At 47.6% G+C, this 25,262-nt stretch carries 24 protein-coding genes; 20 read left to right on the forward strand and 4 right to left on the reverse strand.

The genetic code is table 11. The features are described from left to right. Positions 1–14 precede the first annotated feature (14 nt). On the reverse strand, positions 15–698 hold the full coding sequence (locus MHB37_RS06505) for an SDR family oxidoreductase (protein WP_076282243.1): 684 nt from the start codon (positions 696–698) through the stop codon (positions 15–17). A 115-nt stretch (positions 699–813) separates the two neighbouring features. Between MHB37_RS06505 and MHB37_RS06510 the strand changes: the two genes are divergently transcribed. The 4 genes from MHB37_RS06510 (at position 814) to MHB37_RS06525 (ending at position 3,211) form a co-directional block, all read left to right on the forward strand. Continuing rightward, on the forward strand, positions 814–1,209 hold the full coding sequence (locus MHB37_RS06510) for a helix-turn-helix domain-containing protein (RefSeq protein ID WP_256721018.1): 396 nt from the start codon (positions 814–816) through the stop codon (positions 1,207–1,209). A 42-nt stretch (positions 1,210–1,251) separates the two neighbouring features. After that, entirely contained in the window at positions 1,252–2,205 is a 954-nt protein-coding gene (locus MHB37_RS06515) for an RNA methyltransferase (protein ID WP_405169055.1), read from the forward strand. A 33-nt stretch (positions 2,206–2,238) separates the two neighbouring features. Next, positions 2,239–2,856 carry an NUDIX hydrolase gene (locus MHB37_RS06520; RefSeq protein ID WP_405169056.1) on the forward strand — a complete coding sequence of 206 codons (618 nt, stop codon included), beginning with the start codon at positions 2,239–2,241 and terminating at the stop codon, positions 2,854–2,856. A gap of 202 nt (positions 2,857–3,058) precedes the next feature. Next, on the forward strand, positions 3,059–3,211 hold the full coding sequence (locus tag MHB37_RS06525; protein WP_155288093.1) for a hypothetical protein: 153 nt from the start codon (positions 3,059–3,061) through the stop codon (positions 3,209–3,211). Positions 3,212–3,312: 101 nt separating this feature from the next. Here the strand turns inward: MHB37_RS06525 and MHB37_RS06530 are convergent, their stop codons facing one another. The 3 genes from MHB37_RS06530 to MHB37_RS06540 all read right to left on the reverse strand — a co-directional run bounded on the left by MHB37_RS06530 (position 3,313) and on the right by MHB37_RS06540 (position 6,054). After that, positions 3,313–3,780: an ASCH domain-containing protein gene (locus MHB37_RS06530; protein WP_076185408.1), complete on the reverse strand. Its 468-nt coding sequence runs from the start codon at positions 3,778–3,780 to the stop codon at positions 3,313–3,315. A gap of 24 nt (positions 3,781–3,804) precedes the next feature. After that, positions 3,805–5,766, reverse strand: coding sequence for an ABC-F family ATP-binding cassette domain-containing protein (locus MHB37_RS06535; RefSeq protein ID WP_405169057.1), 1,962 nt, complete (start codon positions 5,764–5,766; stop codon positions 3,805–3,807). Positions 5,767–5,886: 120 nt separating this feature from the next. Beyond that, a complete protein-coding gene (locus tag MHB37_RS06540) occupies positions 5,887–6,054 on the reverse strand; it encodes a hypothetical protein (protein ID WP_162636617.1) in 168 nt (55 codons plus the stop codon). Positions 6,055–6,232: 178 nt separating this feature from the next. Between MHB37_RS06540 and MHB37_RS06545 the strand changes: the two genes are divergently transcribed. From MHB37_RS06545 to uraD, 16 genes are all read left to right on the forward strand, one after another. Then, positions 6,233–6,610, forward strand: a complete 378-nt coding sequence (locus MHB37_RS06545; protein ID WP_036680049.1) for a PH domain-containing protein — start codon at positions 6,233–6,235, stop codon at positions 6,608–6,610. Positions 6,611–7,249: 639 nt separating this feature from the next. Further along, positions 7,250–8,827 carry a gamma-glutamyltransferase gene (gene ggt / locus MHB37_RS06550; protein ID WP_339189977.1) on the forward strand — a complete coding sequence of 526 codons (1,578 nt, stop codon included), beginning with the start codon at positions 7,250–7,252 and terminating at the stop codon, positions 8,825–8,827. Positions 8,828–9,113: 286 nt separating this feature from the next. Next, on the forward strand, positions 9,114–10,562 hold the full coding sequence (locus MHB37_RS06555) for an amidase family protein (RefSeq protein ID WP_405169058.1): 1,449 nt from the start codon (positions 9,114–9,116) through the stop codon (positions 10,560–10,562). Between the two features lie 653 nt (positions 10,563–11,215). After that, complete coding sequence (locus tag MHB37_RS06560; protein WP_405169059.1) at positions 11,216–11,440, forward strand: hypothetical protein; 225 nt, start codon at positions 11,216–11,218, stop codon at positions 11,438–11,440. Between the two features lie 183 nt (positions 11,441–11,623). Continuing rightward, complete coding sequence (locus MHB37_RS06565) at positions 11,624–11,890, forward strand: hypothetical protein (protein WP_405169060.1); 267 nt, start codon at positions 11,624–11,626, stop codon at positions 11,888–11,890. 584 nt (positions 11,891–12,474) lie between these two features. Next, complete coding sequence (locus MHB37_RS06570; RefSeq protein WP_405169061.1) at positions 12,475–14,049, forward strand: PucR family transcriptional regulator; 1,575 nt, start codon at positions 12,475–12,477, stop codon at positions 14,047–14,049. A 95-nt stretch (positions 14,050–14,144) separates the two neighbouring features. After that, positions 14,145–15,269: an XdhC family protein gene (locus MHB37_RS06575; protein ID WP_405169062.1), complete on the forward strand. Its 1,125-nt coding sequence runs from the start codon at positions 14,145–14,147 to the stop codon at positions 15,267–15,269. After that, the gene (locus tag MHB37_RS06580) at positions 15,211–15,783 is read left to right on the forward strand and encodes an NTP transferase domain-containing protein (RefSeq protein WP_175617362.1); all 573 of its coding nucleotides are present in this window, start codon (positions 15,211–15,213) and stop codon (positions 15,781–15,783) included. The genes MHB37_RS06575 and MHB37_RS06580 overlap by 59 nt, the downstream gene beginning before the upstream one ends. Positions 15,784–16,025: 242 nt before the next feature. After that, positions 16,026–17,186, forward strand: coding sequence for a BMP family ABC transporter substrate-binding protein (locus tag MHB37_RS06585; RefSeq protein WP_405169063.1), 1,161 nt, complete (start codon positions 16,026–16,028; stop codon positions 17,184–17,186). A 109-nt stretch (positions 17,187–17,295) separates the two neighbouring features. Then, positions 17,296–18,828 carry an ABC transporter ATP-binding protein gene (locus MHB37_RS06590; RefSeq protein ID WP_076185401.1) on the forward strand — a complete coding sequence of 511 codons (1,533 nt, stop codon included), beginning with the start codon at positions 17,296–17,298 and terminating at the stop codon, positions 18,826–18,828. Continuing rightward, positions 18,825–19,967, forward strand: a complete 1,143-nt coding sequence (locus MHB37_RS06595; protein ID WP_076276663.1) for an ABC transporter permease — start codon at positions 18,825–18,827, stop codon at positions 19,965–19,967. The genes MHB37_RS06590 and MHB37_RS06595 overlap by 4 nt, the downstream gene beginning before the upstream one ends. Positions 19,968–19,970: 3 nt before the next feature. Continuing rightward, positions 19,971–20,900: an ABC transporter permease gene (locus tag MHB37_RS06600; RefSeq protein ID WP_042185778.1), complete on the forward strand. Its 930-nt coding sequence runs from the start codon at positions 19,971–19,973 to the stop codon at positions 20,898–20,900. Positions 20,901–20,958: 58 nt separating this feature from the next. Continuing rightward, positions 20,959–21,858 carry a xanthine dehydrogenase family protein subunit M gene (locus MHB37_RS06605; RefSeq protein WP_076125444.1) on the forward strand — a complete coding sequence of 300 codons (900 nt, stop codon included), beginning with the start codon at positions 20,959–20,961 and terminating at the stop codon, positions 21,856–21,858. A 34-nt stretch (positions 21,859–21,892) separates the two neighbouring features. Then, positions 21,893–24,187, forward strand: a complete 2,295-nt coding sequence (pucD, locus tag MHB37_RS06610) for a xanthine dehydrogenase subunit D (protein ID WP_076302168.1) — start codon at positions 21,893–21,895, stop codon at positions 24,185–24,187. Next, positions 24,174–24,710, forward strand: coding sequence for a (2Fe-2S)-binding protein (locus tag MHB37_RS06615; RefSeq protein WP_081391982.1), 537 nt, complete (start codon positions 24,174–24,176; stop codon positions 24,708–24,710). Before pucD ends, MHB37_RS06615 begins: the two co-directional genes overlap by 14 nt. Positions 24,711–24,714: 4 nt before the next feature. After that, positions 24,715–25,227 carry a 2-oxo-4-hydroxy-4-carboxy-5-ureidoimidazoline decarboxylase gene (gene uraD, locus MHB37_RS06620; protein WP_076125440.1) on the forward strand — a complete coding sequence of 171 codons (513 nt, stop codon included), beginning with the start codon at positions 24,715–24,717 and terminating at the stop codon, positions 25,225–25,227. Positions 25,228–25,262 lie beyond the last annotated feature (35 nt).

Below are 25,262 nucleotides of genomic sequence, written 5' to 3' on the forward strand. Positions count from 1 at the left end.
ATGGGGCAAACCTCTCACCAGATGATTGTAGCCGGTGTCACACCTTGGGGAAAAGTATCCTCAGTTTTGCTTTTGTCCATATACATCTCATACCAAACATCAGCGATGAGTCCTGGATCTGTAGCGGTGCCGGGTTTAATGAATACACCAAGTGCTAAATGACCTACATAGATTCCTTGTGGAGCCAAATCTGCATGCAGGTTAAGTGCGTAGTTTCTTAATCCGCTAAGCGCAATGCCAACATTACCCATCATCTGCATGGGATAGACGGAGGACAATCCGGTTGTGAACAGCAGTGCGCCGCTGCGTTTCTCCAGCATCTCAGGCAATACCTGTGCTACGCTGCGGATAGCGGCTACAACCAGTGCCTGAAAGGCATCCTGTGCATTTTCTTCGGTTACTTGTGAAGCAGGAGTAGGAGGGTAATTTCCACTTGTCGGGCTGAATTCGAGCACATCGATAAAGCCGTATTTTTTCTTGATATTATCGAAGGCTGTGGCTACTTGTTCTTTATTGTATACGTCGGCAGGAAAAGCAGCAGCCTCGATATTCAGTGCTTGCAGTTCCTGAACAAGGGTGTTCAGCTTCTCTTCATTTCGAGAGATTAATGCCACTTGAAATCCGTTGGCTCCGAATTTTTTGGCGATTGAGAGTCCTAGGCCGGGTCCAGCACCCATGATGGCAATGGTCTTTTTCATGATTTATTAGTTCCTTTCCGGTTGTTGATTACTAACAGTAACCATGATAAGCTGAATAGGCTTGAGGGACAAGAAGGCACTATTACATGCTTAAGTTACATGGAGGTAACCACAGTTGGAACATTCAAAGGAAGAACCCACCCGGTTCATGCCGATGCTGGAGGATTGCTCCATTACCCGCCAGATTCTGGACAGGGTCGGAGACAAATGGAGTGTGCTGATCATAGTCAATTTAGGTATTGAAGCTTTGCGGTTCAAAGAGTTGCAAAGGCGCTCTGGAGGGATATCACAACGGATGCTGACCCAGACCCTGCGCCATTTGGAACGGGATGGGTTAGTTTGGCGTAAAGCAACGCCTACAGTCCCATTGACTGTGGAATATGGTCTGACGAGCATAGGAGAATCATTGTTGGGACCTTTAACCTCGCTTGTGGACTGGGTCAACAAAAACAATGGGAAGATCGCCAAAGCGCGTATAGATTATGACCACCAGCACGACACACAGGAGTAACAAGACAGCAGAACAATTCACTGGGATAGAGGATGGATTATATTGCATAAGGAAAGTGGAACAAACACATTTATTTATACTTACACCTGTTCAGAGGACGAGTTATCGCTGTGTCAGATGGAGCTGCGATGTCTTTTTGGCGAGCAGGTGCCGACTGCTCTTTTTAAGAGTGAGGTTGAAGTGGATGTCAGCCGCAGTCCCTTCATTAAAGAGCGGATTGATGTAATGTATGAAGGGGATAGTCTGCCTGAGATTTATGATCAAACGGAGCAGGTGGAGCTTGACGGCAAGACGTTTAAGGTTATTTTTGTGAAGACCAACGATCTGGGCCCTGCAGACAAAATAGAGTATGATGAGCGCAGAGTGATCGAGCGGGAAATTGGGTTGCGGATTGAAGGAGAAGCGGATGTTAACCATCCGGAGCTGGTATACGGCATTGTTACGCTGGGTGGACGCTGGTACTTCGGATCTTATCATAAAAACAAGGCAACTTGGTTCCGCCAAATGAAGAAGCCACGCAGCTATTCTATCGCGCTTAGTACACGTGTTGCCCGTGCCGCGGTTAATATGGCTATTCCGAATCCTGAAGGTATACGTGCTATAGATCCTTGCTGTGGTATTGGAACTGTAATGGTAGAAGCCTTGTCAATGGGAATCGATATGGTTGGACGTGATATTAACCCTATGATTGCTACCGGTGCGAGAACAAATATTGCCCATTTTGGATTCACCAGTGAGGTAACGCTTGGGGATATTGCGGATATCACTGATCATTACGATGTAGCCATTGTAGATATGCCATATAATCTATATTCTAGTATTACACCTGAGGAGCAGTTCGCGATTCTAGTGAATGCGCGCCGGATTGCAGATCGGGTGGTTATCGTTGCGATTGAACCGATGGACGAGATGATCACTGAAGCTGGATTTACAATCATAGACCGTTGTGAAGCTAAAAAAGGAGCCTTCTCGCGTCATTTAATGCTTTGCCAGTAATCCTAATCAAGGTACCGAAAAAGGGGTGCAGCAATGGAGCAGAAATGGTTAACGTGGGCCAAAGAAATTCAGGCCATCGCACAGACTGGATTAACTTATGCTAAGGATGTTTATGATATAGAACGGTATCAAGCTTTGCGGGAGCTCAGTGTAGATATCCTCGCTAATTATACCTTCGAAAGCAAGGAGAGAATTAGACTCTCCTTTGCGGGTGAAGGGGGTTATGCTACTCCAAAAGTTGATGTCCGTGGTGTTGTATTCCGGGGGGATGAAATTCTACTTGTTCGCGAGAAGTTGGACGGGAATTGGGCGCTTCCTGGTGGCTGGGGAGACATTGGACTGTCCCCGAGTGAGGTTGTTGTGAAAGAAATCAAAGAGGAATCGGGTTTTGAGGCAGAAGCAGTTCGCTTACTGGCTGTATTAGATAAGAAATTTCATAACCATCCACCGGAGCCTTATCACGTGTATAAGTTCTTTATTTTATGCCGCATTGTGGGCGGAGAGGCAATGGAAGGGGTAGAGACAAGCGAAGTTTCTTTTTTTGCAGAAGATAAGCTGCCTGAGCTCTCAGCAGAGCGGAATACAGAGGCGCAGATTCGGACGATGTTTGAATATTTACGAAATCCGGAAAAAGTAGTAATATTGGACTAAGAATCTGCATATACTGTATGACTTCCGCAAATTTAAGTTTTTAATTATTAGAAATTTGGTTAATACCTAATATGTAAGCACTTACAACGGTTTGGCCGCTGAGCCTTTATATCTACCAAAATTCAAAATTTTAATTTTTTGGGTCGAGCGGTCTACATTTTTTCCTCTACTGTGACGATAAGATATTTTAGGAGGGGATCGCATGGAACAAGAAGAATTGAGCATTCCATTGAAACAGGAAAATGTGGTGCGTCCTGCAGAAGGCAATATTGCCACTGGGCTGGTTTGGGGTATCTTAATCAGCATTCCGTTATGGATCTCTGTTATTGGCTGGATTTTGGGATTTTGGCACTAAACCATAAATTAATGAGGATCTAATTCTGTTGAATTTATAGTATACACAAAAGGCTGTTCCTTCCTTGTGGAAGAGACAGCCTTTTGCGTTTTCTGAAGATCTTAGCCCTTTGTATATACCACTTTAAAATTCTCACAAACAACTTTCATCTTTGGATCAAAGGGTTTGTTTAAGAATTTTAAGGATTCTCGGGTGAAGAACTGCTCATGATCATGACGCCATGACTTAAGCGTCCGGTCACCCTCTCCTTCAGTATAGGCAAACTCAGCGCTAACCTCATCAAAAGGTATAATTTGTACCTCTGTAGTAATAATTATTGCCTGCGGATCACCAGAACCATCCAGCACGATACTGTGCCCGCCAACTTGCGGAAACGTCTCGTCACAAGTTTCAAATATATCATAATTTGAAGCAGTTCCTGTCTTGATCCCACGAATCACCAGATCGAGCAGTTTATCGGCCATCTGGGGACTGTCACCAAAGGCCCAGGCGTCATATTTATCCGCTGTTTGTGGATGAAGCTGGGTATATTCTTTCCATAACAACTTAATTTTCTCTTTGTTGCTCATATGCTCATCTCCTTATAGATCAATTTATAGATCAGTTGTCTCCATCCATCCTGTATAGAGCTCATCCAACTGTTCCTGTATCGCATCACGTTCTTGTTGCAGTTCAGCAAGTTCAACTGCATCGCTGCTGATCAGGGGCTCTAACATCTTGGCATCGATCACGCCAAGGCGTTTCTCTACCTCTGCAATGGCCGTTTCCCAGTCGAAGGTGGTGTTTTTCCTACGGGAACTGGAGGATTTAGCGTTGGTTTCTTTCCCTGAATTGTTAGATTGAGGCTTATCAGAGCCTGAACTTGTTCGTTCTGCAGAGAAAGGTTTAGCTTGATCCGCAAAAGAGGGAGCTAATAATGCTTTTTCAGCTTGTTTTTCCTTGTAATATTCATAGTTTCCGTTGAACACTCCAAACCGCCCGTCTTCAATGGACCATAGTTTGTGAAATAGACGATTGATGAAATAACGGTCATGAGATACCGCCAGAACTGTGCCTGGAAACTCCTCTAATGCTTCTTCGAGTGCTTCACGAGAATCTATGTCCAGATGATTGGTCGGCTCATCGAGAATCAGCAGGTTTGGCTTGTGATGCATTAGTACAGCGAAACGCAGGCGGGTCCATTCACCACCGGACAGATTCGTAATGTCTTTGAATACATCGGGACCATAGAATAGGAAACGTGCAAGTTGCCCGCGAGCTTCACCTTCTTCAAGTCCAGCTTCTTCGCGGAAGTAGCGGAGTACAGACTGTTTGTTATTTTCCGGAACAGCCTCTTGTGCGAGGTAGCCGACCACAGTTCTTGAGCCGAGTGTACTGCTTCCGCTGTCCGGGGTTTCCTGCCCTAAAATAATTCTTAAAAGTGTACTTTTACCTGCCCCGTTACCGCCGATGAGTGCCGTAGTCTCTCCGTAGCGAAGTACTTCGTTTGCCTCTGCGAAAAGGCTTCGCTGACCATATGCTTTTCCGATATCCTCCAAAATGACAACCTGATTACCGGAACGGTCATTTTGCTGTAGCTGCAAATCCATCGATTTGCGCTCCAGAATAGGACGTTTAACCTTCACCATACGATCCAATGCTTTTTGCATGGATGCTGCTCTCCGGTAAAAGGAAGGGTTAGGAGGAGTCCCGCGATTGCCAAATTCAATGAGACGTTTGATGCTTTCCTGCATTTGTTTTATTTTTTTCTGCTGCTCTTGATAATCAGCAAATTGTTGAAAAAGTCGTGTTTCCTTCTCCACTTGATAGCCGCTGTAGTTGGTGTGGAAGGTAAAAGCCTCGCCATCTTCAATCTCAATGACTTTCTTGACTACAGCGTCCAGAAAGTAGCGGTCATGGGAGATCGCCAGCACTGTTCCATCATAACTCTGTAAAAATTGCTCCAACCATTCGATGGCATTCATATCGAGATGATTGGTTGGTTCATCCAGTAGAAGGATGTCTGGACGGCGCAGCAGCAGCTCCGCAAGTCCGACTTTTGTTTTTTCTCCTCCTGAAAGAGAGGCGAACAGTCGGCTGTATTGTCCGGTTCCGATCCCGAGACCCGAGGCTACGCGCTGAATAGAGGATTCGATCTCGTAACCTCCGGCGGCCTCGAACTTATCCTGCAAGCTGCCATATTCTTTTAACAGCCGATTCCAGAGGGTTTCATCCGTTCCGCTGTTAAAGCTGGACATTTCCAGCTCAAGCTCCCGCAGGCGGTGCTGCCATTGCAAAGGTTCAACAAAGCTGCGCTGTAGAACATCATATACGGTTTCTTTTTCGCTAACTTCTTGTATTTGAGCCAGCAGGCCTACTACGCTACCTTTGCGTATTGAGATTTGCCCTTCATCGGGACGTTCTTCCCCGTTCAGCAGGTGGAATAGTGTCGTTTTGCCACAACCGTTGCGGCCGATCAGGCCAATTTTTTCCCCTTGGCGGATATCGAAGGTAATGCTATTCAACACGAGTTGTGCCCCGTGGTATTTTTGAACATTTTGGCATTGGATGATCATATATATTCTCCTTTAAGAATGCCCTTCGCACCGCCAGTACCCTAAATGGCTCCGAAATCCTGTAAAAAACCATAAAAAAAGACCGTAGGGAAATTTCCCCACGGCCTTATCATTCTCCGGTTAACTGATCCGTCCGGGTGATGGCAGGAAAGGCATTTCACAATTGTGTAGTGTTATTAAATTCATACAAATGGACAGACTTCTCCCGTTATCGCCATTTACATGAGCAATGCCAGCTATCGCTTTAGGTAGCCGACTCATAACACTGTTGGTCCAATTGTGATCCATTCCTTCCACACCCCTCTCTTAGTAAATTTAATGACAGTGTAATCAAAAATCAAAAAATAAGCAAGTAAAAAGATGTCAGAGAGTATTTTTACACAGCATAGAATATGAAAAATAGAATAATATGGTTCTGTAGTGGGGGGCAAGTGGCTAAATTTAACGGATGAAAAGAGGAAGAGATATGGCACTTTTTGACGGATTAATGGGCAATGCATCGCAAGTGAATCTTACGGAGGTCCAGCGGGAATACGCACAAATTCTTGCCCCTCAGGAGAAAATTGAACGCGCCTATAAGCTGATTAGAGATATGTTCATTTTTACGGACAAGCGGCTTATTTTGGTGGATAAACAAGGTCTGACGGGCAAAAAAACAGAATATCATTCGATCCCTTACAAAAGCATCTCGCATTATTCCGTGGAGACGGCAGGGCATTTTGATCTGGATGCGGAGCTATGTATCTACATTTCCAGCAGCACGCTTCCGGTGAAGAAGACCTTCAATAAATCCGTAAATATTTACGAGGTGCAGGCCGTGTTATCGCAATATATTTTAAAATAAATTGTTTATTCGGTGTTCCAAAGCACAAGCCCCCCCTAAGTAAAAGTGGCTAAGATTACTAAGGTTAGATGCAGCTAGATATATCTGAGATAGGCAGCCACAAGACATAACCGAGATAGGTAGCTATATGGCGGCAAAAGGTGACTAGACATATTCGAGATAGGTAGCTATATGGCGGCAAAAGGTGACTATATATATTCGAGATAGGTAGCGATTTGGTGGCAAAAGGTCACGGTAGTACGCCATGGTAGTATGCGGCTCCCTGTAATTAAAATGATCTTATAATATTCGTAGGCGTGAATCTACAAGGTTAAACAAAGATGACCTCTTATTTGTGCATAGCTCACAAAAAGAAGAGGTTTATTTTGCGTTTCAGCGTAACCGATTGACAAAGGATTTTCGTGTAATGTTAAATGACACTAATTAAACCAGAAGATATAGGGGGCTCGCAGAGGAACCTGCCGCAGAATATAGGAGATTGAATATGATGGAGAAACCCGCCGCAAAAAAATAAGGAGTTGGGACATGGCGGAAAAACCCGTAAAACATAGGGGGATGGGCATGGTGGAGGGGAGAAACCCGTAAAACGTAGAGGGATAGGCATGGCGGTGAAACCCGTAAAACATAGGGGGATGGGATATGGCGGAAAAACCCGTAATAGGCACAAAAACTATGGTAGTTAGTCCCCATTATTTAGCTTCGGCTGCTGGTGCACGTATGTTGGAAAAAGGGGGGAATGCCTTTGATGCAGCGGTGGCGATCAGTGCGACATTAGCTGTAGTATATCCGCATATGACGGGGCTAGGCGGAGATTCCTTTTGGTTGACCTATAACACGCAAGAGGCGCGTGTTCGGGCCTATAACGGAAGCGGGCGCTCCGGATATGGAGTCCGCAGAAGCAGCTACGCCGGGGAAGCTTTCATCCCACGGCGGGGGATTCGCAGCGCCATTACGGTGCCGGGGATGGCAGACAGTTGGGATGCCATACTGAGTAAGTATGGCCGTTTTACGCTGGCGGAAGTACTGGAGCCTGCCGTTGGTTACGCTTTGGAGGGGTTTCCGCTGTCGCCGGATCAGCGGAATAACACGGCTGTTGCGGGCTCTGCGCTGTCGCCGGAGGCGGCAGCGATTTACACGCCAGGCGGCGTGATTCCTTGTGCTGGATCGCGATTCCAGCAAAAACAGCTGGCGGCCACCCTGCGGACATTGGCGGCGGGTGGGCGGGACGCTTTTTATAAGGGGAAGATTGCGGAGGACATCTGTGACTTTATGCTGGCATCTGGCGGGTATCTGACTCGGGATGACTTTGCGGATCATCAGGGCGAGTGGGGCGAGCCGCTTCATACGGATTATCACGGGCATACGGTGTACCAAGTGCCGCCTAACTCTCAAGGTTTCACAGGACTAATGAGTCTTAATATGTTGGAGTATTTCAATTTTGAAGCAATCGAGCATGGATCGTATGAATATTATCACCTGCTTGTTGAAGCGTTGAAGTTAAGCTTCCACGATCGGGATAGGGTGCTTACGGATCCGGATTTTAGTGCTATACCTTTGGAGCAGCTGCTGGAAAAACGTTATGCAGGACAATTAGCATCTGCGATTTCGATGCAAAAAGCTACACAACTGACAAGTCAGCCTATCGGCAGTGATACAGCTTATGCTGCAGTTGTGGATGAAGACGGGAATGCGGTCTCTTTTATTCAGAGTCTGTATTTTGAATTTGGTTCGGGCGTGATCGCTGGGGATACGGGGATTTTGCTGCAGAATCGAGGTTCGTTTTTTTCGCTGGATCCCGGGCATATCAATACGCTTGAGCCGCATAAGCGCAGCTTCCACACACTGATGCCAGCGATGGCCTGCCGCGAGGGCAAACCTGTGATTTTGTATGGGACGCAAGGTGGCGAAGGTCAACCACAGACTCAAACTCTGCTGCTCACAAGGATGCTGCATTATGGCATGAATCCACAAAAAGCTGTGAATGAGCCACGTTTTGTGTGGGGGAGAACGTGGGGAGAGCCTACGCAAGAACTGAAGGTGGAGAGTAGGGTAGCTGATGAGGTGCTGGCAGATTTGGCCGCAGCCGGTCATATTGTCCGGAAAGTAGATGACTACGATGGGGTTATGGGGCACGCTCATGTGATTTCGATAGATGACAATGGATACCGCAGTGGGGGAACGGACCCGCGCTGCGATGGTGCGGCGATTGGGTGGTAAGTATAGGAATGATGGAGCGGCCGGAAGGACTCTGAAGGAATCGTAAGAGGGAGGATTAAGAGGCTAACGGGCTATGAAGGAGTCGTAGAAGAAAGATGAGGGGTCGAAAGGAGTGGAGGGGGGCCTAGGTGGAAAGATCAGGGAGCGAAGGGACTGCTGGAGCAATCGTAGGAAAAAAGGTAAAGAATTCGAAAGACTGCTGGAGGAATCGTAGGCGGGATTGTGTGGGATCTGAAAGGCTACTAGAGGGATTGTGATAGTAATGGTGAAGGGAGGAGGAGTAATTATGGTTTTGGATAATCGGCATGGTGCGTTTATAGATCCTGAGCTTACGGTTGAGAGTTTAGGTAGCGGGATATTGGATGGACTGACCTTTGCAGTAAAAGATGTATTCGCTGTAGCTGGACACAGCTCTTCTGCAGGTAATCCTGATTGGCTGCATAGCCACCATCCGTCCACGGAGCATGCGGTGGCTGTACATCGTTTACTGTTGTCGGGTGCTACACTTCGTGGTGCTGCCCATACGGATGAGCTGATGTATAGTCTGGGCGGCGAGAACCATCATTTTGGAACGCCGATTAATCCGCGTGCTGTAGGTCGTATCCCGGGCGGATCTTCAAGTGGTTCGGCAGTAGCGGTAGCTTCTGGTAGTGTTGATTTTGCGCTCGGTACGGACACTGGTGGCTCAATTCGAGTACCTTCCTCCTATTGCGGAGTATATGGCTTTCGACCAACGCATGGAGCTGTGGATTTCCAAGGTGTTATTCCATTATCTCCGGCTTTTGATACCATTGGCTGGATGTCAGATCGTTTGGATGTGCTCCAGCAGGTAGGGGAAGTGTTGCTTGTGGCTGGGAGTACATCTGTGAAGACGGCGAAGAAAATAGAAAGTAGTATAGAGGAAACTGTAGGGAAGAGCATAGAGAAGAATGTATTGGAAAATTTAGAGAACAACTTAGAGGGAGACATGGTGAAGACTGATAAAAATAATTTAGAAAAGAGCCAGAAGGAAAGTTTAGAAACGATTTTGGAGAAACGTATTGAGAAGAGTGCTGAGAAGAGTGCTGAGAAGAGTACGGATAAAATTTTAGAGATCGGCCCGGAGAACAAGGTAAAAAAGAATATTGAAGACAAAAACACAATGGGTACTTTATTTGTTGCTACTGACTGCTGGGCTTTGGTTAATCTGGAGAATGCAGCTATTTTATCGGAGGGATTAAGGTGTTTGCGATCCGGGGCAGATCATCTCATGGAGATAGAGATTGCTTTGGAGGGGTTAAAGGTCTGGATGGATGTTTTTAGAGAATTGCAGGGGAATGAAATTTGGGAAACTCATGGCGCTTGGATTGAGAACGAGAAACCAGTCTTTGGACCTGATATTGCAGCGCGATTCTCGTGGGCTGCTAGTTTGGCGGAAGTGGATCATAGTGTTGCGAAATGTAAGCAAAAAGAGATTTCTAATCAGATGCGCTTGCTGCTAGGTGAGGACAATTGTCTTGTGATTCCGACAGTTCCGGGACCAGCGCCGCTGCGTGGAGGGGATTTGCGCCAATTGGAGGAGAATCGTAGCGGTGCGATGATGTTGAGTTGCATAGCAGGGTTGGCGGGTTTGCCTCAGGTAACAATACCTATGCTCTCCACAAGTGGATTGCCACTGGGATTATCCGTTATTGCCGGACATGGTCAGGATCTCCGGTTACTCTCTTGGGTGAATGAAGTGTGGCAGCAGTCCTGAGATGCTGGGTGCAGTGGTCTTGAAAAAGTGATACTAAACAGATCGTAGCTACTGAACAACATAGCTTGATGATACTTTTCTAGTTACTATTAACCGGTACTCCTCCATTACCTCTTGGAATACACTCTAGAAATACACTCTTTGAGTACACTCTTTGAGTACACTCTTGGAATACACTTTAGGATTACACTCTAACGCCACACTCACTTATTCGTTCACAAATTAACGGAATACACATGTGATTCCCTCCTGCTCTTAGTTTTATTGACACCGGGGAGCCTAGTGGAGTTGCTTTTAATACTAAGGTAGTTGGAGTTGGCTTAATAGTGGGGGAGTAGAGTGAAAAAGATAAATTCAGCGCTCGATTATGTGGTATAAGACCAGTAGATTTAAGTGAATACGTCGCTGGAGAGAAAAGAACGGTATAAATCCCGTAGAAGTCGGGGAAATGGCTCAAGTAACTAAAAAGTACAGTATAAATCCCGTAGAATCTAGGAGAGTGGCTCAAGTAGCTAAAAAGAACGGTATAAATCCCGTAGAATCCAGGTAAGTGGCATAAGTAACTAAAAAAGAACGGTATAAATCCCGTAGAATCTAGGAAAGTGGCTTAAGTAACTGAAAAGAACGGTATAAATCCCGTAGAAGTCGGGGAAGTGGCACAAGTAACTAAAAAGAACGGGATAAATCCCGTAGAAGTCGGGGAAATGGCTCAAGTAACTAAAAAGAACGGGATAAATCCCGCAGAAGTCGGGGAAATGGCTCAAGTAACTAAAAAGAACGGTATAAATCCCGTAGAAGTCGGGGAAGTGGCACAAGTAACTAAAAAGAACGGTATAAATCCCGTAGAATCTAGGAGAGTGGCTCAAGTAGCTAAATAGAACGGTATAAATCCCGTAGAAGTCGGGGAAGTGGCACAAGTAACTAAAAAGAACGGTATAAATCCCGTAGAATCTAGGAGAGTGGCTCAAGTAGCTAAATAGAACGGTATAAATCCCGTAGAATCTAGGAAAGTGGCATAAGTAACTAAAAAGAACGGTATAAATCCCGTAGAAGTCGGGGAAGTGGCACAAGTAACTAAAAAGAACGGTATAAATCCCGCAGAAGTCTGGGAAGTGGCACAAGTAACTAAAAAGATCGGGATAAATCCCGTAGAAGTCGGGGTAATGGCTCAAGTAACTAAAAAGTACAGTATAAATCCCGCAGAATCTAGGGGAATGGCTAAAGAAGCTAAAAAGAACGGTATAAATCCCGCAGAATGTGGCGAAGACGCCTATGTAGCCAAAAAAAGGGCAAAAGTGCCCTTCACCTCAGCAATTTCGGCTGGATAGCTGGAAAGAAGGGCAACAGTGCCCTTCATCTCGGCGATTTCGGCCAAACAGCCAAAAAGAAGGGCAAAAAAGCCCTCCACTTCTACCAGCAGCAGTAGATCTATAAGCGCTTGTACCTCCGCCACAGCTACAGTGGGGTGGTATTATCTCTACTCGTACGGTTCTCCTACACCGCTCAATTCCCCGTCTTGCAGCGCTGGTGTGCCTGCGACTTCGATCCGATGGCCAATGCGAATGGCCCGAGAATACCCTCCCATCAACTCCCATGTTGAACCCGTAAAAACTTGTTTTTGCTCGAAAGCCCTCCCTCAACTCCACCTACTATTTTCCAATCCCCTTATACAGTTCACATGAACGATATGAGCTAAAGTTCAATAATTCATAATTCATCATTCATCATTCATCATTCATCATTCATAATTCATAATTCATCATCCATGTTCATTTTGTGTTAAGTTTATTTACATACAATCATGAAATTTTAACTTTCCTCTATTCAACACGGTTCATTTTAATTATAATGTTACATAAAATAACATTATAAATCAGAAATGGTTCTATTGATCCTAATAAGGAGGGGTGGCATGCATCTTACGGTTGAAGAAGCGTTGTCCATTTATCCTTTGTCCGAGGCGAAGCTTATCGCTGGGTCTAAAGGGAAACATCGAATTGTGAAGTCAATTAATGTGATGGATGCCCCCGATATCTCGGATTGGATCAAAGAAGGCGAGATGCTGCTAACGACAGCCTACTTGATGAAGGACAATATGGAGGAAGCCTCTGCCTTGCTGCAGACTTTAAATCGCCGGGGATCTTCGGCCTTGGGCATTAAGCTGGGGCGGTTTTGGGATGAAGTACCAGAGCAACTGGTCGCAGAAGCGGAGAGTCTTAACTTCCCTCTAATCCAGCTGCCGTTCGAGTTTACTTTTTCGGATCAGATGAATGGTCTGTTTCGCGCCGAGCTTAGCCGCAGCACTCACGTTCTGCAGAGCATTATGGAGAAGCAGAAAAAGCTGATGCAATTCGCCTTAAGATCTGTCCGCAGCCGTCCGTTGTTTGACTCGGTGTCTGAAGTGATTGGCCATTCACTTGTGGTGGTTAGCGCACGGGGGGATGTGATCTACAACAACTCTGAATACCATCCTTCACAGCTGCTGGAGGGGTGGCCATGGCAGAAACGGAATCAGCGCTTTCGTGTGGGAGATCATGTGAGCTACCGTACGCCACTTTTGCAAGGAGAGAAGTGTTCCGGATATCTATTGTTTTGTGCCATCGACCCTTTATTGCTCCCAATGGAAGAAAGTTTGTTTGTTCAGGGAGCTGAACTTATTTCATATCATATTCATTCAGGATACGAAGATTATTTTGAACAGGCAGAACACAGGGAGTTTAGCGGATTGCTGAGACGTTGTTTGAGTGGTAATTTATCTTACACAGAATTGGCGCAGGCTGCTCTCGATTTGGAGATTGAGCTGCTTCAATCACCATTTTGTCTCTTATTGACCGATACAGCTGCGACTGGGGAAGAACGCCAAGGGGAGCTGCTCAGGCTAAAAGAAGAATATCTTGAACATCCCGGGCTGCGGGAAGTAAAGGGAATTCATGTGATCATAGATCAAGGACTTTTGTCTATATATCCGGGAGATCGTCAGCGTCCTGAACAATTTCGGGATCTAATCCAGCTTTGTTTTGACAACATGAAGTTTGATAAGGGATATTATCCGCGAGCTGCGATAAGCAGTTGTAAAGCGAAGCCGGAGGGGCTGAAGGAGGCTTTTGCCGAGGTAAAGGATTGTATGGGAATGCTTCAGGGCGGGGGAGTAAAAGGGAGTGTTGTGCATTACCGGCAGCTTGAGCTTAACCTGCTGCTCGGGCAAATCCCGGCAGAGGTTATGGAGAAATATTGTAATGGAAGTCTTAGAGGGTTACTTAGCCGAGAACCGGAGTATGTCAGGGAAATGCTGCGGACGCTGGAAGTTTATCTAGAGAACGATGGTCATGTTAATGAAACGGCTAAGAAACTGTTTATTCATCGAAACACGGCTACCTACCGGATCGAGAAGCTTAGTGAGCTGCTGGACGTCGATTTTAAAAAAATAAATGATCTCATGAGGTTGAAGTTAGTATTCATGTTTCGGAGGATGCTCGGACGGGAATAAGGTCTGAGTTCTAAGGTCTAAGGTTTAAAGTCTAAGGTCTAAGTTCTAAGGTCTAAGTTCTGGGTTGAAATGCAAACACGGAGGAGGGGAACCTCGTGAATACACATGAGATCGCCATGCATATTCAAACCCATCAGGGGCCTGCGGTGCTGGCAACGCTGATAGAGGTGGAGGGACACTCGTATCGTAAAGCCGGAGCGGTGATGTTGTTTTTTGAAGGAGGTACGATTGGGAGCCTGAGTCCAGGTTGTCTGGAAAACGATCTGCAGCTGCGGACTTCTGAAATCTGGGAACGAGGGCTGCCCGAAATTGTGGAATACAACATGCTGTCTCCGGATGATCTGTCCTGGGGTGAGGTTGTCGGCTGTGGAGGCAAAATCAAAGTAGTGCTTGAACCCGTGCAGGGTCAGCTCTACAAGCTTTTAGTGCAGGCGAGTGACAGATTGGCTAGGGGAGAGAAGCTAATTCTGTTCCGCGAAGCAGTGGAGAACGGTTTTGCCTATAAGCTGGAGCTGGATCCAGACCTTGTACTGCCGCAGAGCAAGAAACATCTGAAATTATCCCACTCGGAAAAAGAAAACCTGGCGACAGGTCGCTTTATGGCCGCTCCAGCAGAATTGACAGCATTCCATACGTCTTTCGTACCTAAACCGCGGCTTGTGATTTTTGGCGGGGGACGTGATGTGGTTCCTATTGCGGAACTTGCTGGCAGAGTTGGCTTTCGGGTTGCGGTTGCGGATTGGCGCGAAGGAAGCTTGCACAATAAGTTTCCTCGAGCTGAACAAGTAATTTGTTCCCCTATGGAGGTTGTTCAGCGATTGGGCGTAGCTCGAGAGGATTATGTATTGATTTGCAGTCATCAACTTGGGCGGGATAGACAGTTCCTGGAGAGTGTGATTCCGCTTGCTCCTCTATATATAGGGATTATCGGTTCGAAGGCGCGAATATCTCTTTTACTGGAAGGGTTTGAGGCTCCTGCATCTTTGCATGCACCTGTAGGGTTGCCGATTGGAGGAGAAGGTCCGGAGGAGATTGCGGTCAGTATTATAGCAGAAATTATTCAAATTAGAAGGGTGGGCTCACGAGAGCTGCCCAAAGGAGCGGATAGTATTGAAGGTAGCAGGAATATATTTGGCAGCGGGGCAGAGCAGGCGGATGGGCGTGTCCAAGGTTTCACTGAAATTGTCGCAGGAGGTCTCACTCGGGAGCGTCGCGCTTAGTGAATTGGATCGTTGCAATCTAGAACCGCTAATCGTGGTAGTGCGTGCGGATGACAACTTGGAATGGCTGCCACCCGCGATTGAGCCGCAAGGCTCCAGACGTACCGAAACTTGCTTAACCGCACATCTGGGATTGTCTTTTTCACTGCGCTGCGGTCTTAATGCGGTATTACCTTTACAGCCCGATGCAGTAGTTGTGGCGCTTGCGGATCAGCCATTTATTACTACAGCATTAGTGAATCGTCTAATACAAACGTTTGAACAATCTCCGGAGATGGACTATGTCGCTAGCGTCAGCAATGGGTCGGCTATGCCCCCGGCTTTGTTCTCGAAGACGTTGTTTCCAGCACTACAGGGATTAGATGGAGATCGAGGAGCGGCGGGGATATTGCGTTCACCTGATTATAAGGGGATTGTTCTGGAATCTGAGTCTGCCCATTATTTCATGGACGCAGATACAAAAGAAGATTTTGGTGAGATTCAGGAGCAATGGATTCTGAGAAATGGAAAGTGAAGTAAAGAATAGTCTGAAAAGTAATCTGAAACAGTGTTCCTTTTCCACATTTGGTCATATAATATGACACGTAACTCACCTTCCGAAAACCAATTAGTGCATTGCACACAAAAAAAGTTCTGATTCTTATATTCAAATACAAACGTATGTTATATAAATTTACGCCAAGGCCACCTCTAAGTATAGTAGAAGTACATTAATGGTTGCAGCCATGATGAGAGATGATTTGGAGGAGGAGAATTATGAAAAAAAGGGGTCAGTTCATAACATCTTGTCTTGCATTAATGGTTCTAATGACGGTGGCTTTGGTGGGGTGTGGCAGCAATAATAATACTTCTACAAATGCAACGGAGGCACCAGCGACAACTACAGCGGCAACAGAGGCAACTGCAACAACAGAACCGGCTGCAAAGAAACCGACGGTTGCTTTTGTTTATATCGGACCTCCAGGGGATGGCGGCTACACGTACCAACATGATCAAGGACGGCTGTATATGGAGAAGGAGCTGGGGATTAAAGCTGACTTTGTAGAAAATGTCCCTGAAAGTGCTGACGCCGAACGAATCATCACAGAGCTTGCGCAATCACACGACATCGTGTTTACAACGAGCTTCGGATATATGGATTTTACATTAAATGTAGCGGGCAAATTTCCCAACGTGAAGTTCCTGCATGCTTCGGGTTACAAAACCGCAGAGAACATGGGGACCTACTTCGGAAAGAACTATCAGGCCAGCTATCTGAGCGGCATAGCGGCAGGGAAAATGACCAAAAATAATCAGTTGGGTTATGTAGGGGCTTTTCCGATCAGCGAAGTGATTTATAATTTGAATGCTTTTACCCTTGGAGCACAAAGTGTCAATCCTGATGTAAAGGTGAATGTGGTATGGACGAATACATGGTATGACCCGACGACTGAACGTCAAGCGGCAATCAGCTTGCTGGATAAGGGTGCGGATGTGCTTTTGGCCTATCAGGATTCACCTGCAACCCTGCAGGCTGCTGCTGAACGAGGGGCTTTTGCCGGGGGAAATGACTCGGATATGAGTAAATACGCTCCGGACAATTATTTGACGAATCCGGTATGGAATTGGGGGCCGTATTACGTAAAAGCTGTGCAGGCAGTTATGGATGGAACCTGGAAGAGCGAGCAATATTCCGGTGATATGGCTGACGGTATGGTGGAGCTGGCTCCTTTCGGGAACAAGATCCCAGATGATGTGAAAAAGCTTGTCAAAGACGCCAAAGCCAAAATTATCAGTGGTGAGCTTGAGGTTTTCACAGGTCCGATCTCAGATAATCAAGGGAATGTGAAGGTTCAGGAGGGTCAGAAGCTGACCTTGGAGGAAGTGCTGGGCATGAACTGGCTCGTAAAAGGTGTGGAAGGAACTATCCCGCAATAATGTTTAAAAATAGGGAATAAGATGTGCACAATCTATGGGTGGGGCGGGTTCCGTTAAGCGGAAACTTCCCCACCCGTACTACAACTTGAAGGAAGGAGGGGTTCAGGCCATGCGGGGAACTTCAGTTGAAATGCGGGGGATTGTGAAAAAATTCGGCTCGGTAACCGCCAGTGATCAAGTCGACTTTTCGGCAAATGCGGGTGAGATTCATGCGTTGCTTGGGGAGAATGGGGCCGGAAAGAGCACGGTGATGAGCATGCTGTCAGGGGTGTACAGAGCAGATGAAGGAGAAATCTTCATTCATGGGAAAGGTGCTCAGATCCGTTCTCCTAAAGATGCTGCGCAGCTGGGTGTAGGTATGGTGTTTCAGAACTTTAGGCTGGTGCAAAGCCTCACAGCAGCAGAAAATATCGTGCTTGGCGAAAAGTCGTCTTTCTGGCGCGGCCGTAAGTGGATGAAGAACAAACGCGAGGAGATCGAGGCATTAGCGGAACGGTTTGGACTGAATTTCCCGGTGGATCGCCCGATCTGGCAGTTGTCCGTGGGTGAGCAGCAGCGTGTTGAAATCGTTAAGACGCTGTATCGCGGGGCTGACATTATTATTCTGGATGAACCAACCTCTGTATTGACCCCGGGAGAGGTGGAACAGCTATTTGAAACGCTGCGGGTCATGAAGCAGGCAGGAAAAACGGTCATTATGACTACTCATAAAATGAAAGAGGTTATGGCGTCCTCCGATCGGATTTCCGTCATGCGCAAAGGGAAAATGATCGCCACACTGACCACGGCAGATACAGATGAACTGGAGCTGGCTCGTCTGATGGTGGGCAAGGAAGTAACCATCACCCGTCAAGAACGGGAAGCCACTGAAGGGGATTCTTTATTAGAAGTGAAAGATGTGGACGTATATGCCGATCACGGGCGAAAAGCACTGGATCACTTCTCTCTGAACGTATGTAAAGGGGAGATTGTAGGCGTAGCTGGGGTAGCTGGCAATGGACAAAAGGAACTGGCTGAAGTGTTAACAGGTCTTAGAGGCTGGAAAAGTGGTGAAATCACGTTTGATGGAAAGACGGTGAAATCGGCTTCGGTTAGAGGGGCAATTGATTCAGGAATCTCCCACGTGCCGGAGAACCGGATGAAGAGCGGTTTAGCTGGACGCCTCGGATCGGTGGATAATCTTTTGTTTAAGTCTTACCGCTCAGAGGAGCACTCCAAATTTGGTTTCTTGAAGTCCGCGAAGAACCGTTTGTGGTCACAGGAGCTGGTCCAGCGCTTTAACGTCAAGACACCTGAGCTGGAGACGCCAGTACAACAGTTGTCAGGTGGTAATCAGCAGAAGCTGCTATTTGCACGTGAAATCAGTCATCGGCCTAAGCTAATGGTCGCCGTTCATCCGACACAAGGGCTGGATGTAGGTGCCACGGCTGGTGTTCACGACCTTCTTATGGAGCTGCGTGGTTCAGGTAGTGGCGTGTTGTTAATTTCGGAGGATTTAGATGAATTGCTTCAGTTGTCCGACCGGATTCTAGTGATCTATAACGGCTCAATTATTGGTGAGAGTACACATGAGGAAGCGAATCGAGAGAGCATCGGACTACTAATGGCTGGTATTCATAATAGAGAGGAGAGCGCCGTATGAGCCCGGAGAATGGAAGAAATACCGCAGCAGCTGTACTGGAACCCCTCCCCTCCCACTCCGGAAAACGATTCTCTCTACGTTTCGAATACGATGCCAGCCGCATCCGTTCTCCTTGGTGGACACCTATTGTATCTATAATTTTAGCGCTATTGTTGTGTGCCCTATTTATTGCGGCGAATGGTATGAATCCGGTGCTGGTCTATGAAAAAATGTTCCGTGGCGCATTTGGCACTGCGTATGGGCTCACGGAAACGATGGTTAAAGCGATCCCGCTACTCCTATGTGGGCTTGGGATTGCTGTGGCTTACCGCATTTCGGTATGGAATATTGGAGCAGAAGGCCAGTTAACCGTTGGGGCTATGGCGGCCACAGCGGTCACGATTTATTTTCCTGACTTACCTTCATTCTGGTCCCTGAGCTTAATGCTGCTGTTCGGGATTGCCGCGGGTGCGCTTTGGGGACTATTGACTGCTATTCCGCGGACGCATTTTGGAGTGAATGAGCTAATCACTTCATTAATGCTGAATTATGTTGCCCTATTGGCGCTCGATTACGTGGTATTCGGACCTTGGAAAGATCCTAAAGGTTTTAATTTCCCGGGATCACCTATGTTTACTGCGGCTCAGTCGCTGCCTGTTCTCGGAAGTACAAGATTGCATATTGGATTGTTATTTGGACTTATCGCCGTTGTGATTTATTACTTAATGATTCGTTTTACCAAGTGGGGTTACGAGCTCCGGCTGATCGGGGCCAATCCTGTTGCAGCCAGATACGCGGGGATTCCTATCAAGCGCCATATTATTATCGTCATGCTGATCAGTGGGGGGCTCGCCGGGATCGCTGGCATGGCGGAGGTCTCCGGTGTTACACACAAGCTGATGCAGGGCATTTCACCGGGTTATGGATACACCGCCATTATTGTGGCTTGGTTGGCCAAATTGAATCCACTCGGTCTAATCGTTACTTCTATTTTATTCGGTGGCTTAATTGTTGGCGGATATAGTGTTCAAACCATCGGGCTGCCCTCATCGATATCAGAAATGCTGCAGGGCTCCATCCTGTTTTTCTTGATTGCTGGCGATATGATCTATCGTTTCCGCATTCGTCGTAGCCGGGTTCAGCTGAAAGGGGGGAGATAGACGATGGATTTTACAACACAGCTACTTATTGCCGCTATTTCCGCAGGGACCCCGCTGCTGCTGGCTACGCTGGGAGGCATTCTAAATGAACGAGCCGGCATTATACAGCTTGGGGCTGAAGGTCTGATGCTGATGGGGGCGGTCACCACTTGTATCGTGTATATTCGCTCCGGAAACCTGTTGCTGGCTCTGCTGGCTACCGTAGCTGTAACGGCTGTGCTTGGTTTGCTGCATTCTTTTCTCTGTGTGACCTTGCGGGCGAATCAAACGATGTCCGGTCTTGCGATGACCTTGTTCGGCAGTGGGTTGAGCGCTTATCTTGGTAAACCGATCAGCGGCATTCCTTTGCCGGGAACCTCCCCTAAGCTGCATCTGGCTTGGCTGGAAAATGTACCGTTCATCGGAAAAATATTCGGCAACATGGACTACCTAACCTGGTTCAGCCTGCTGCTAGTGCTTGCTCTGCATCTGCTAATTCACCGCACTTCATGGGGCCTGCATTTGCGGGCAGTCGGAGACAGTCCGGCTACCGCAGATGTGATGGGGATCCGTGTGCAGCTTATCCGCTACAGCTATGTGATCACCGGTGCTGCTCTCATCGGTCTGGCCGGAGCGGATATGGTATTGGCCTATGCGCCAACCTGGAATGAAGGGCTGACAGCCGGTCGAGGCTGGATTGCGGTAGGGCTAGTGATTTTTGCCAGATGGAATCCGCTGCGCGCCTTGTTCTGCGCTTACTTTTTTGGGGCATTGGATTCACTTGGCTTCCGCATTCAATTGCTGGGCAGTGCAGTTCCGCCCTATTTTCTCAAAATGATTCCGTACCTTGTGACCATTCTGGTCCTGATGTACCTGGGGTACCGCAATCGCAACAAACCATCCGGTACACCGGAGGCGCTCGGAGTTCCTTATATTCGGGAACAAAGGTTTTAAGGCAGGCTATACGAGAAGGGAAGCGGCAATCTGGTACTCAAAAAGGGAGGCGGAGTGTATGGGAGTTATACGGGAAGAGGATGGAAGACTACCTGAAGTAATTCAACCCCACAGCCTGCACGAAGCTTGGGAGAGAAAAACGGCGTTTGGAGACAGTTCCCGATATGTCGCAGGAGGAACATTGCTGAGAACAGGGTGGGAAAATGGAACGGATCATATGCCCAAACAGCTGATTGATCTTCGGCAAATCACAAATCTCGGCGACATTACCTTAACGGAATTTCACTTATCTCTGGGCGCTCTTGTTCCACTCTCCCAGTGCCGCAGTAATGAGCATTTGCAGGCCGTGGCTCCTGCGCTGCAAGAGGCTGCACGTTGCATAGCGGCTCCGTCGGTGCGTAATCTTGCCACGCTCGGGGGCAATATCGCTTCTGGCTTCGGAGATATTCTACCTGCGTTACTGGTCTATGACGCGGAGTTAATCTCCTTTGACGGCAAATTTATGACGGCACTACCTTTGATAGAGTGGCTAAACAATCACTGGAGCGGGATAAAACCTGCGGCAGATCTTGTGGCTGAGATTCGCATCTCACCTACTCGCTTAGAGAGTCCGTTAACGGATAGGCTAGAAATTTTTCGTAAGGTTGGCCGCAGGGAAGTGTTCACCCCTTCACTTGTAACGGTAGCAATCTCAGCATCAATCGATGAGGAACTCCGTTTCCGTGAGGTGCGTATCGCCGCAGGTGGGGGCTCTGGGCGGCCGCAGCGACTAAGTAGAGCTGAAGTTATGCTTGAAGGTGTGAGGTATACAGAGGAGCTGTTGGCTTCTTTATATGAAGAGGTTGAGAACAGCTTTGAGACGTATAGTGATCCCTTTGCAACAGAACTTTACAAGAAAAAGACTGCTGGGAATTTGGTTGTATCTGAGCTGTGGAAGGCTATGAATATACGGAGTTAAGAGGTGAATAACCCGACGAAAGGAGAGAGGGAAAATGCTGCTGAATAAGGAATCCAGCGGTAGCCGCTGGCGTACACGACCCGATGGAGAGGGCAAGGTATCCGGTAAGCTGCAGTATTTGACCGACATGAGGGCAGAAGGAATGTTGATCGGCCGCGTGCTCCGCAGTGAGCAGGCACATGCTCGTATTTTGTCCATACGCATTGAGAAGGCCGTTGAAGTCCCTGGTGTACACGCTGTAATTACTTATGAGGATGTGCCCGGACTTAACGGCTTTGGCATAGCTTTGCCGCATCAACCGGTATTTTGCAGTGACCGTGTGCGTTACACTGGCGATGCGATTGCGGCAGTCGCGGCAGAGACGGACGAAATTGCGGAATACGCCTTATCTCTTATCGAAGTGGATTATGAGCTTCTACCCTTACTCGAGAACCCGGAAGAGGCGATGAAAAAGGACGCAATTCTGCTGCATGCCGAGGGAAACGTGCTTCATCATACGGAATATCGGAAAGGGGAGCCGGAAGCGGTATTTACGGATTGCTGTCATGTGGTAGAGGAGACTTATTATACACCACGCCAAATGCACACTTATATGGAGACTGAAGGTGGACTGTTTATCCCAGAGGATAACGGACGGCTTACCGTATATTCAGCTACACAACATGGGTTGATGGATCGCCTGCAGCTATCCAGAATTCTGGCTATTCCTCAAGAAGATATTCGCGTCATCTCGAGTCCTATCGGCGGGTCCTTTGGAGGAAAAGACGAGCTGAATGTACAACCGTATGGAGCGCTGCTCGCCTTGCGGACACTCCGTCCGGTAAGACTGCATAATTCGAGAGCTGAATCGGTACGTGCAGGACTAAAACGCCATCCCATGAAAATCACCATGAAAACTGGCTGCGACCCCGAAGGAATCATCAGGGCACATCAGGTCAGAATTATTTCGGATACGGGAGCTTATGCAACACTGGGGGCGGAGGTGCTCAACTTTGCGACAGAACATGTGATGGGCCCCTATATCATCGATCATGTGGATGTGAAGGGTTTTGCTGTATATACCAATAACGGTGTATCTGGTGAATTTCGCGGTTTTGGCGGCAATCAGGCGATTTTCGCTTTGGAGGGACAAATCGATCGGTTGGCTGAGCGATTGCAGATCGATCCGTGGGAAATGCGCCGCCGCAATTTGCGTAAATATGGAGATCTGGGGCCGCTGGGTCAGGAAATTGCTCAGACCGATGGTGCCTTTCAGGTGTGGGAAGCGCTGGCGGGTTCGCCTCTTATGACTGAGGCCGCATCTACAGACAGTGATTCAGGTGTTGTGGAACCTTGGATCGTAACTGGAACGGGTGCTGCTATAGCTATGCATGGTGCAGGACTTGGCTATGGTATTCCCGATCCGGCGGGTGGCAGGCTCTCTTTGACGCTAGAGGGCAAGATTGAGGCGGTGTTTGGTTACGAGGAGTTTGGTCAGGGGTTAATCGCAACAATGGAACAAATGCTGATTGAACAGTTTGGCTTGGCGGCAGAGGATCTAAGCATCGTTATTGGCGATACGGATGTTGTGCCCGATAGCGGATCTAGTACGGCTTCCCGATCAACCAGCATGATGTGGATGGCCTTAAAACGGCTGCGCCCAGACTTCACCGCTCGAGTGCTGCAGGCAGCTGCGATGATAAAGCCAGAGCTGGATAACTATGAAATGAAGCTCGGCCCTGGCGGTATTTGGCTAAAAGACGGCGGTCTGCTTCTGACTTACAAGGACTTGGCACAGCGTATTTCAGAACCCATTGTCTGTAATACAAAGTTTACTTATCCAACCACACCCTTTAAAAGAGTGGGGGCACATTTCCTATACACCTATTCCGCAATCGCGGTCCGTGTGGAAGTTAATCTGCTTACAGGACGTGTTCGTGTACTGGATCAATATCATGCGGTAGCGGCGGGACCGGTGGCTAATCCGCAAGGTTATCTTGGACAGATCGAAGGTGGCAGCAGTATGGCGGTCGGTTTCACCTTGTCAGAGGATGCTGTGATGTCTGGCGGCAGCTATGTCACCAAAAATTTAGACACCTATTTGGTGCCGACCATTGCCGATATGAATGGCAGCATTCAGGTGCAGCCGATAGAGGATTTGCCGGATCATGACACGTACGGTCCTCGCGGCATTGGAGAGGTGGGTTCCGTCAATTTAGCTCCGGCAGTCGTGTCGGCCATATTTCAGGCTGTAGGGAAGCGGATAACCAAGCTTCCCATTGATCCCGAATGGCTGCAGTCTACACCGTTTATTCCACAAAAGGTGGTGAACATCCATGTCGAGCCATAATTCAGATGCGAATCTAGATGAAGATAACCTTGCCCCCTTATCGTCTGAGGAAGCTTTTGCAGAAGAAAGGTTCACCTTTAATTGCAATCTCAATGGTAAAGCGATATCCACGGAGCTTCCACCCTCCCGCCGGCTTTTAAAGGTCATTCGTGAAGATTTGGAGCTGACCGGCACAAAACGTTCTTGTGAGATTGGCCGCTGCGGGGCATGTATGGTGCTGGTGGATGGACGTCCAGTGAATTCATGTCTGGTCATGGCCTATCAATGCTCAGGTGCGGAAATTACAACGATTGAGGGTCTTAGTGAAGTAGGCCTGCATCCCGTTCAGCGGGCTTTTTTAGAAGAGGGGGGGTTCCAATGCGGTTATTGCACACCAGGGATGGTTATCTCGGTGGTTGCTCTGCTGGAAGAGAACCCGCATCCTACTCAGGCTGAAGTGGAAGAAGCTTTATCGGGTAACATTTGTCGCTGTACGGGGTACGGTGGCATTTTACGAGCTGTTAACAAAGCTATTGGAGGTTGAGTGGATGGTCGTTTCTGAAGGCAGGTTTACGATGGAAGAGATAAATGCCATGAGTATAACGGATTTTGTGAAGCATCTAGGCGGCATTTTTGAACATTCACCGTGGGTAGCAGAGGAGGCTTATAAGCAGATTCCGTTCCATTCTTTAGAGCATTTGCATAGCACCATGATGCAGACCGTACTGAGTGCTGACCGGAGCCGAATGGAGGGACTATTAAAAGCTCACCCGGATTTGGCGACTAGGCTTCAAGTTACGGCTTTGTCTGCCTCAGAGCAGCAGGGAGCTGGACTGGATCGGTTAACAACGAAAGAGTTCAATCTATTAAATGATCTGAATCGAAAGTATACGGACAAATTTCATTTTCCTTTTATTCTAGCTGTTCGTGGCAAAAACAAAGATGACATTATCAGCGCCATTGGAGTGCGAGTAGAGCGTTCCCCTCAGGAGGAATGGGTTCAAGCCTTTTCTGAAGTCGGTACAATTACGAGATTTCGCCTAAGTGATTTAATTATTTAATTATTTAATTATTCATTCATCATAAACGGGGAGGG

The organism is Paenibacillus sp. FSL H3-0286, assembly GCF_045040705.1.
GTDB lineage: Bacteria > Bacillota > Bacilli > Paenibacillales > Paenibacillaceae > Paenibacillus_AQ > Paenibacillus_AQ odorifer.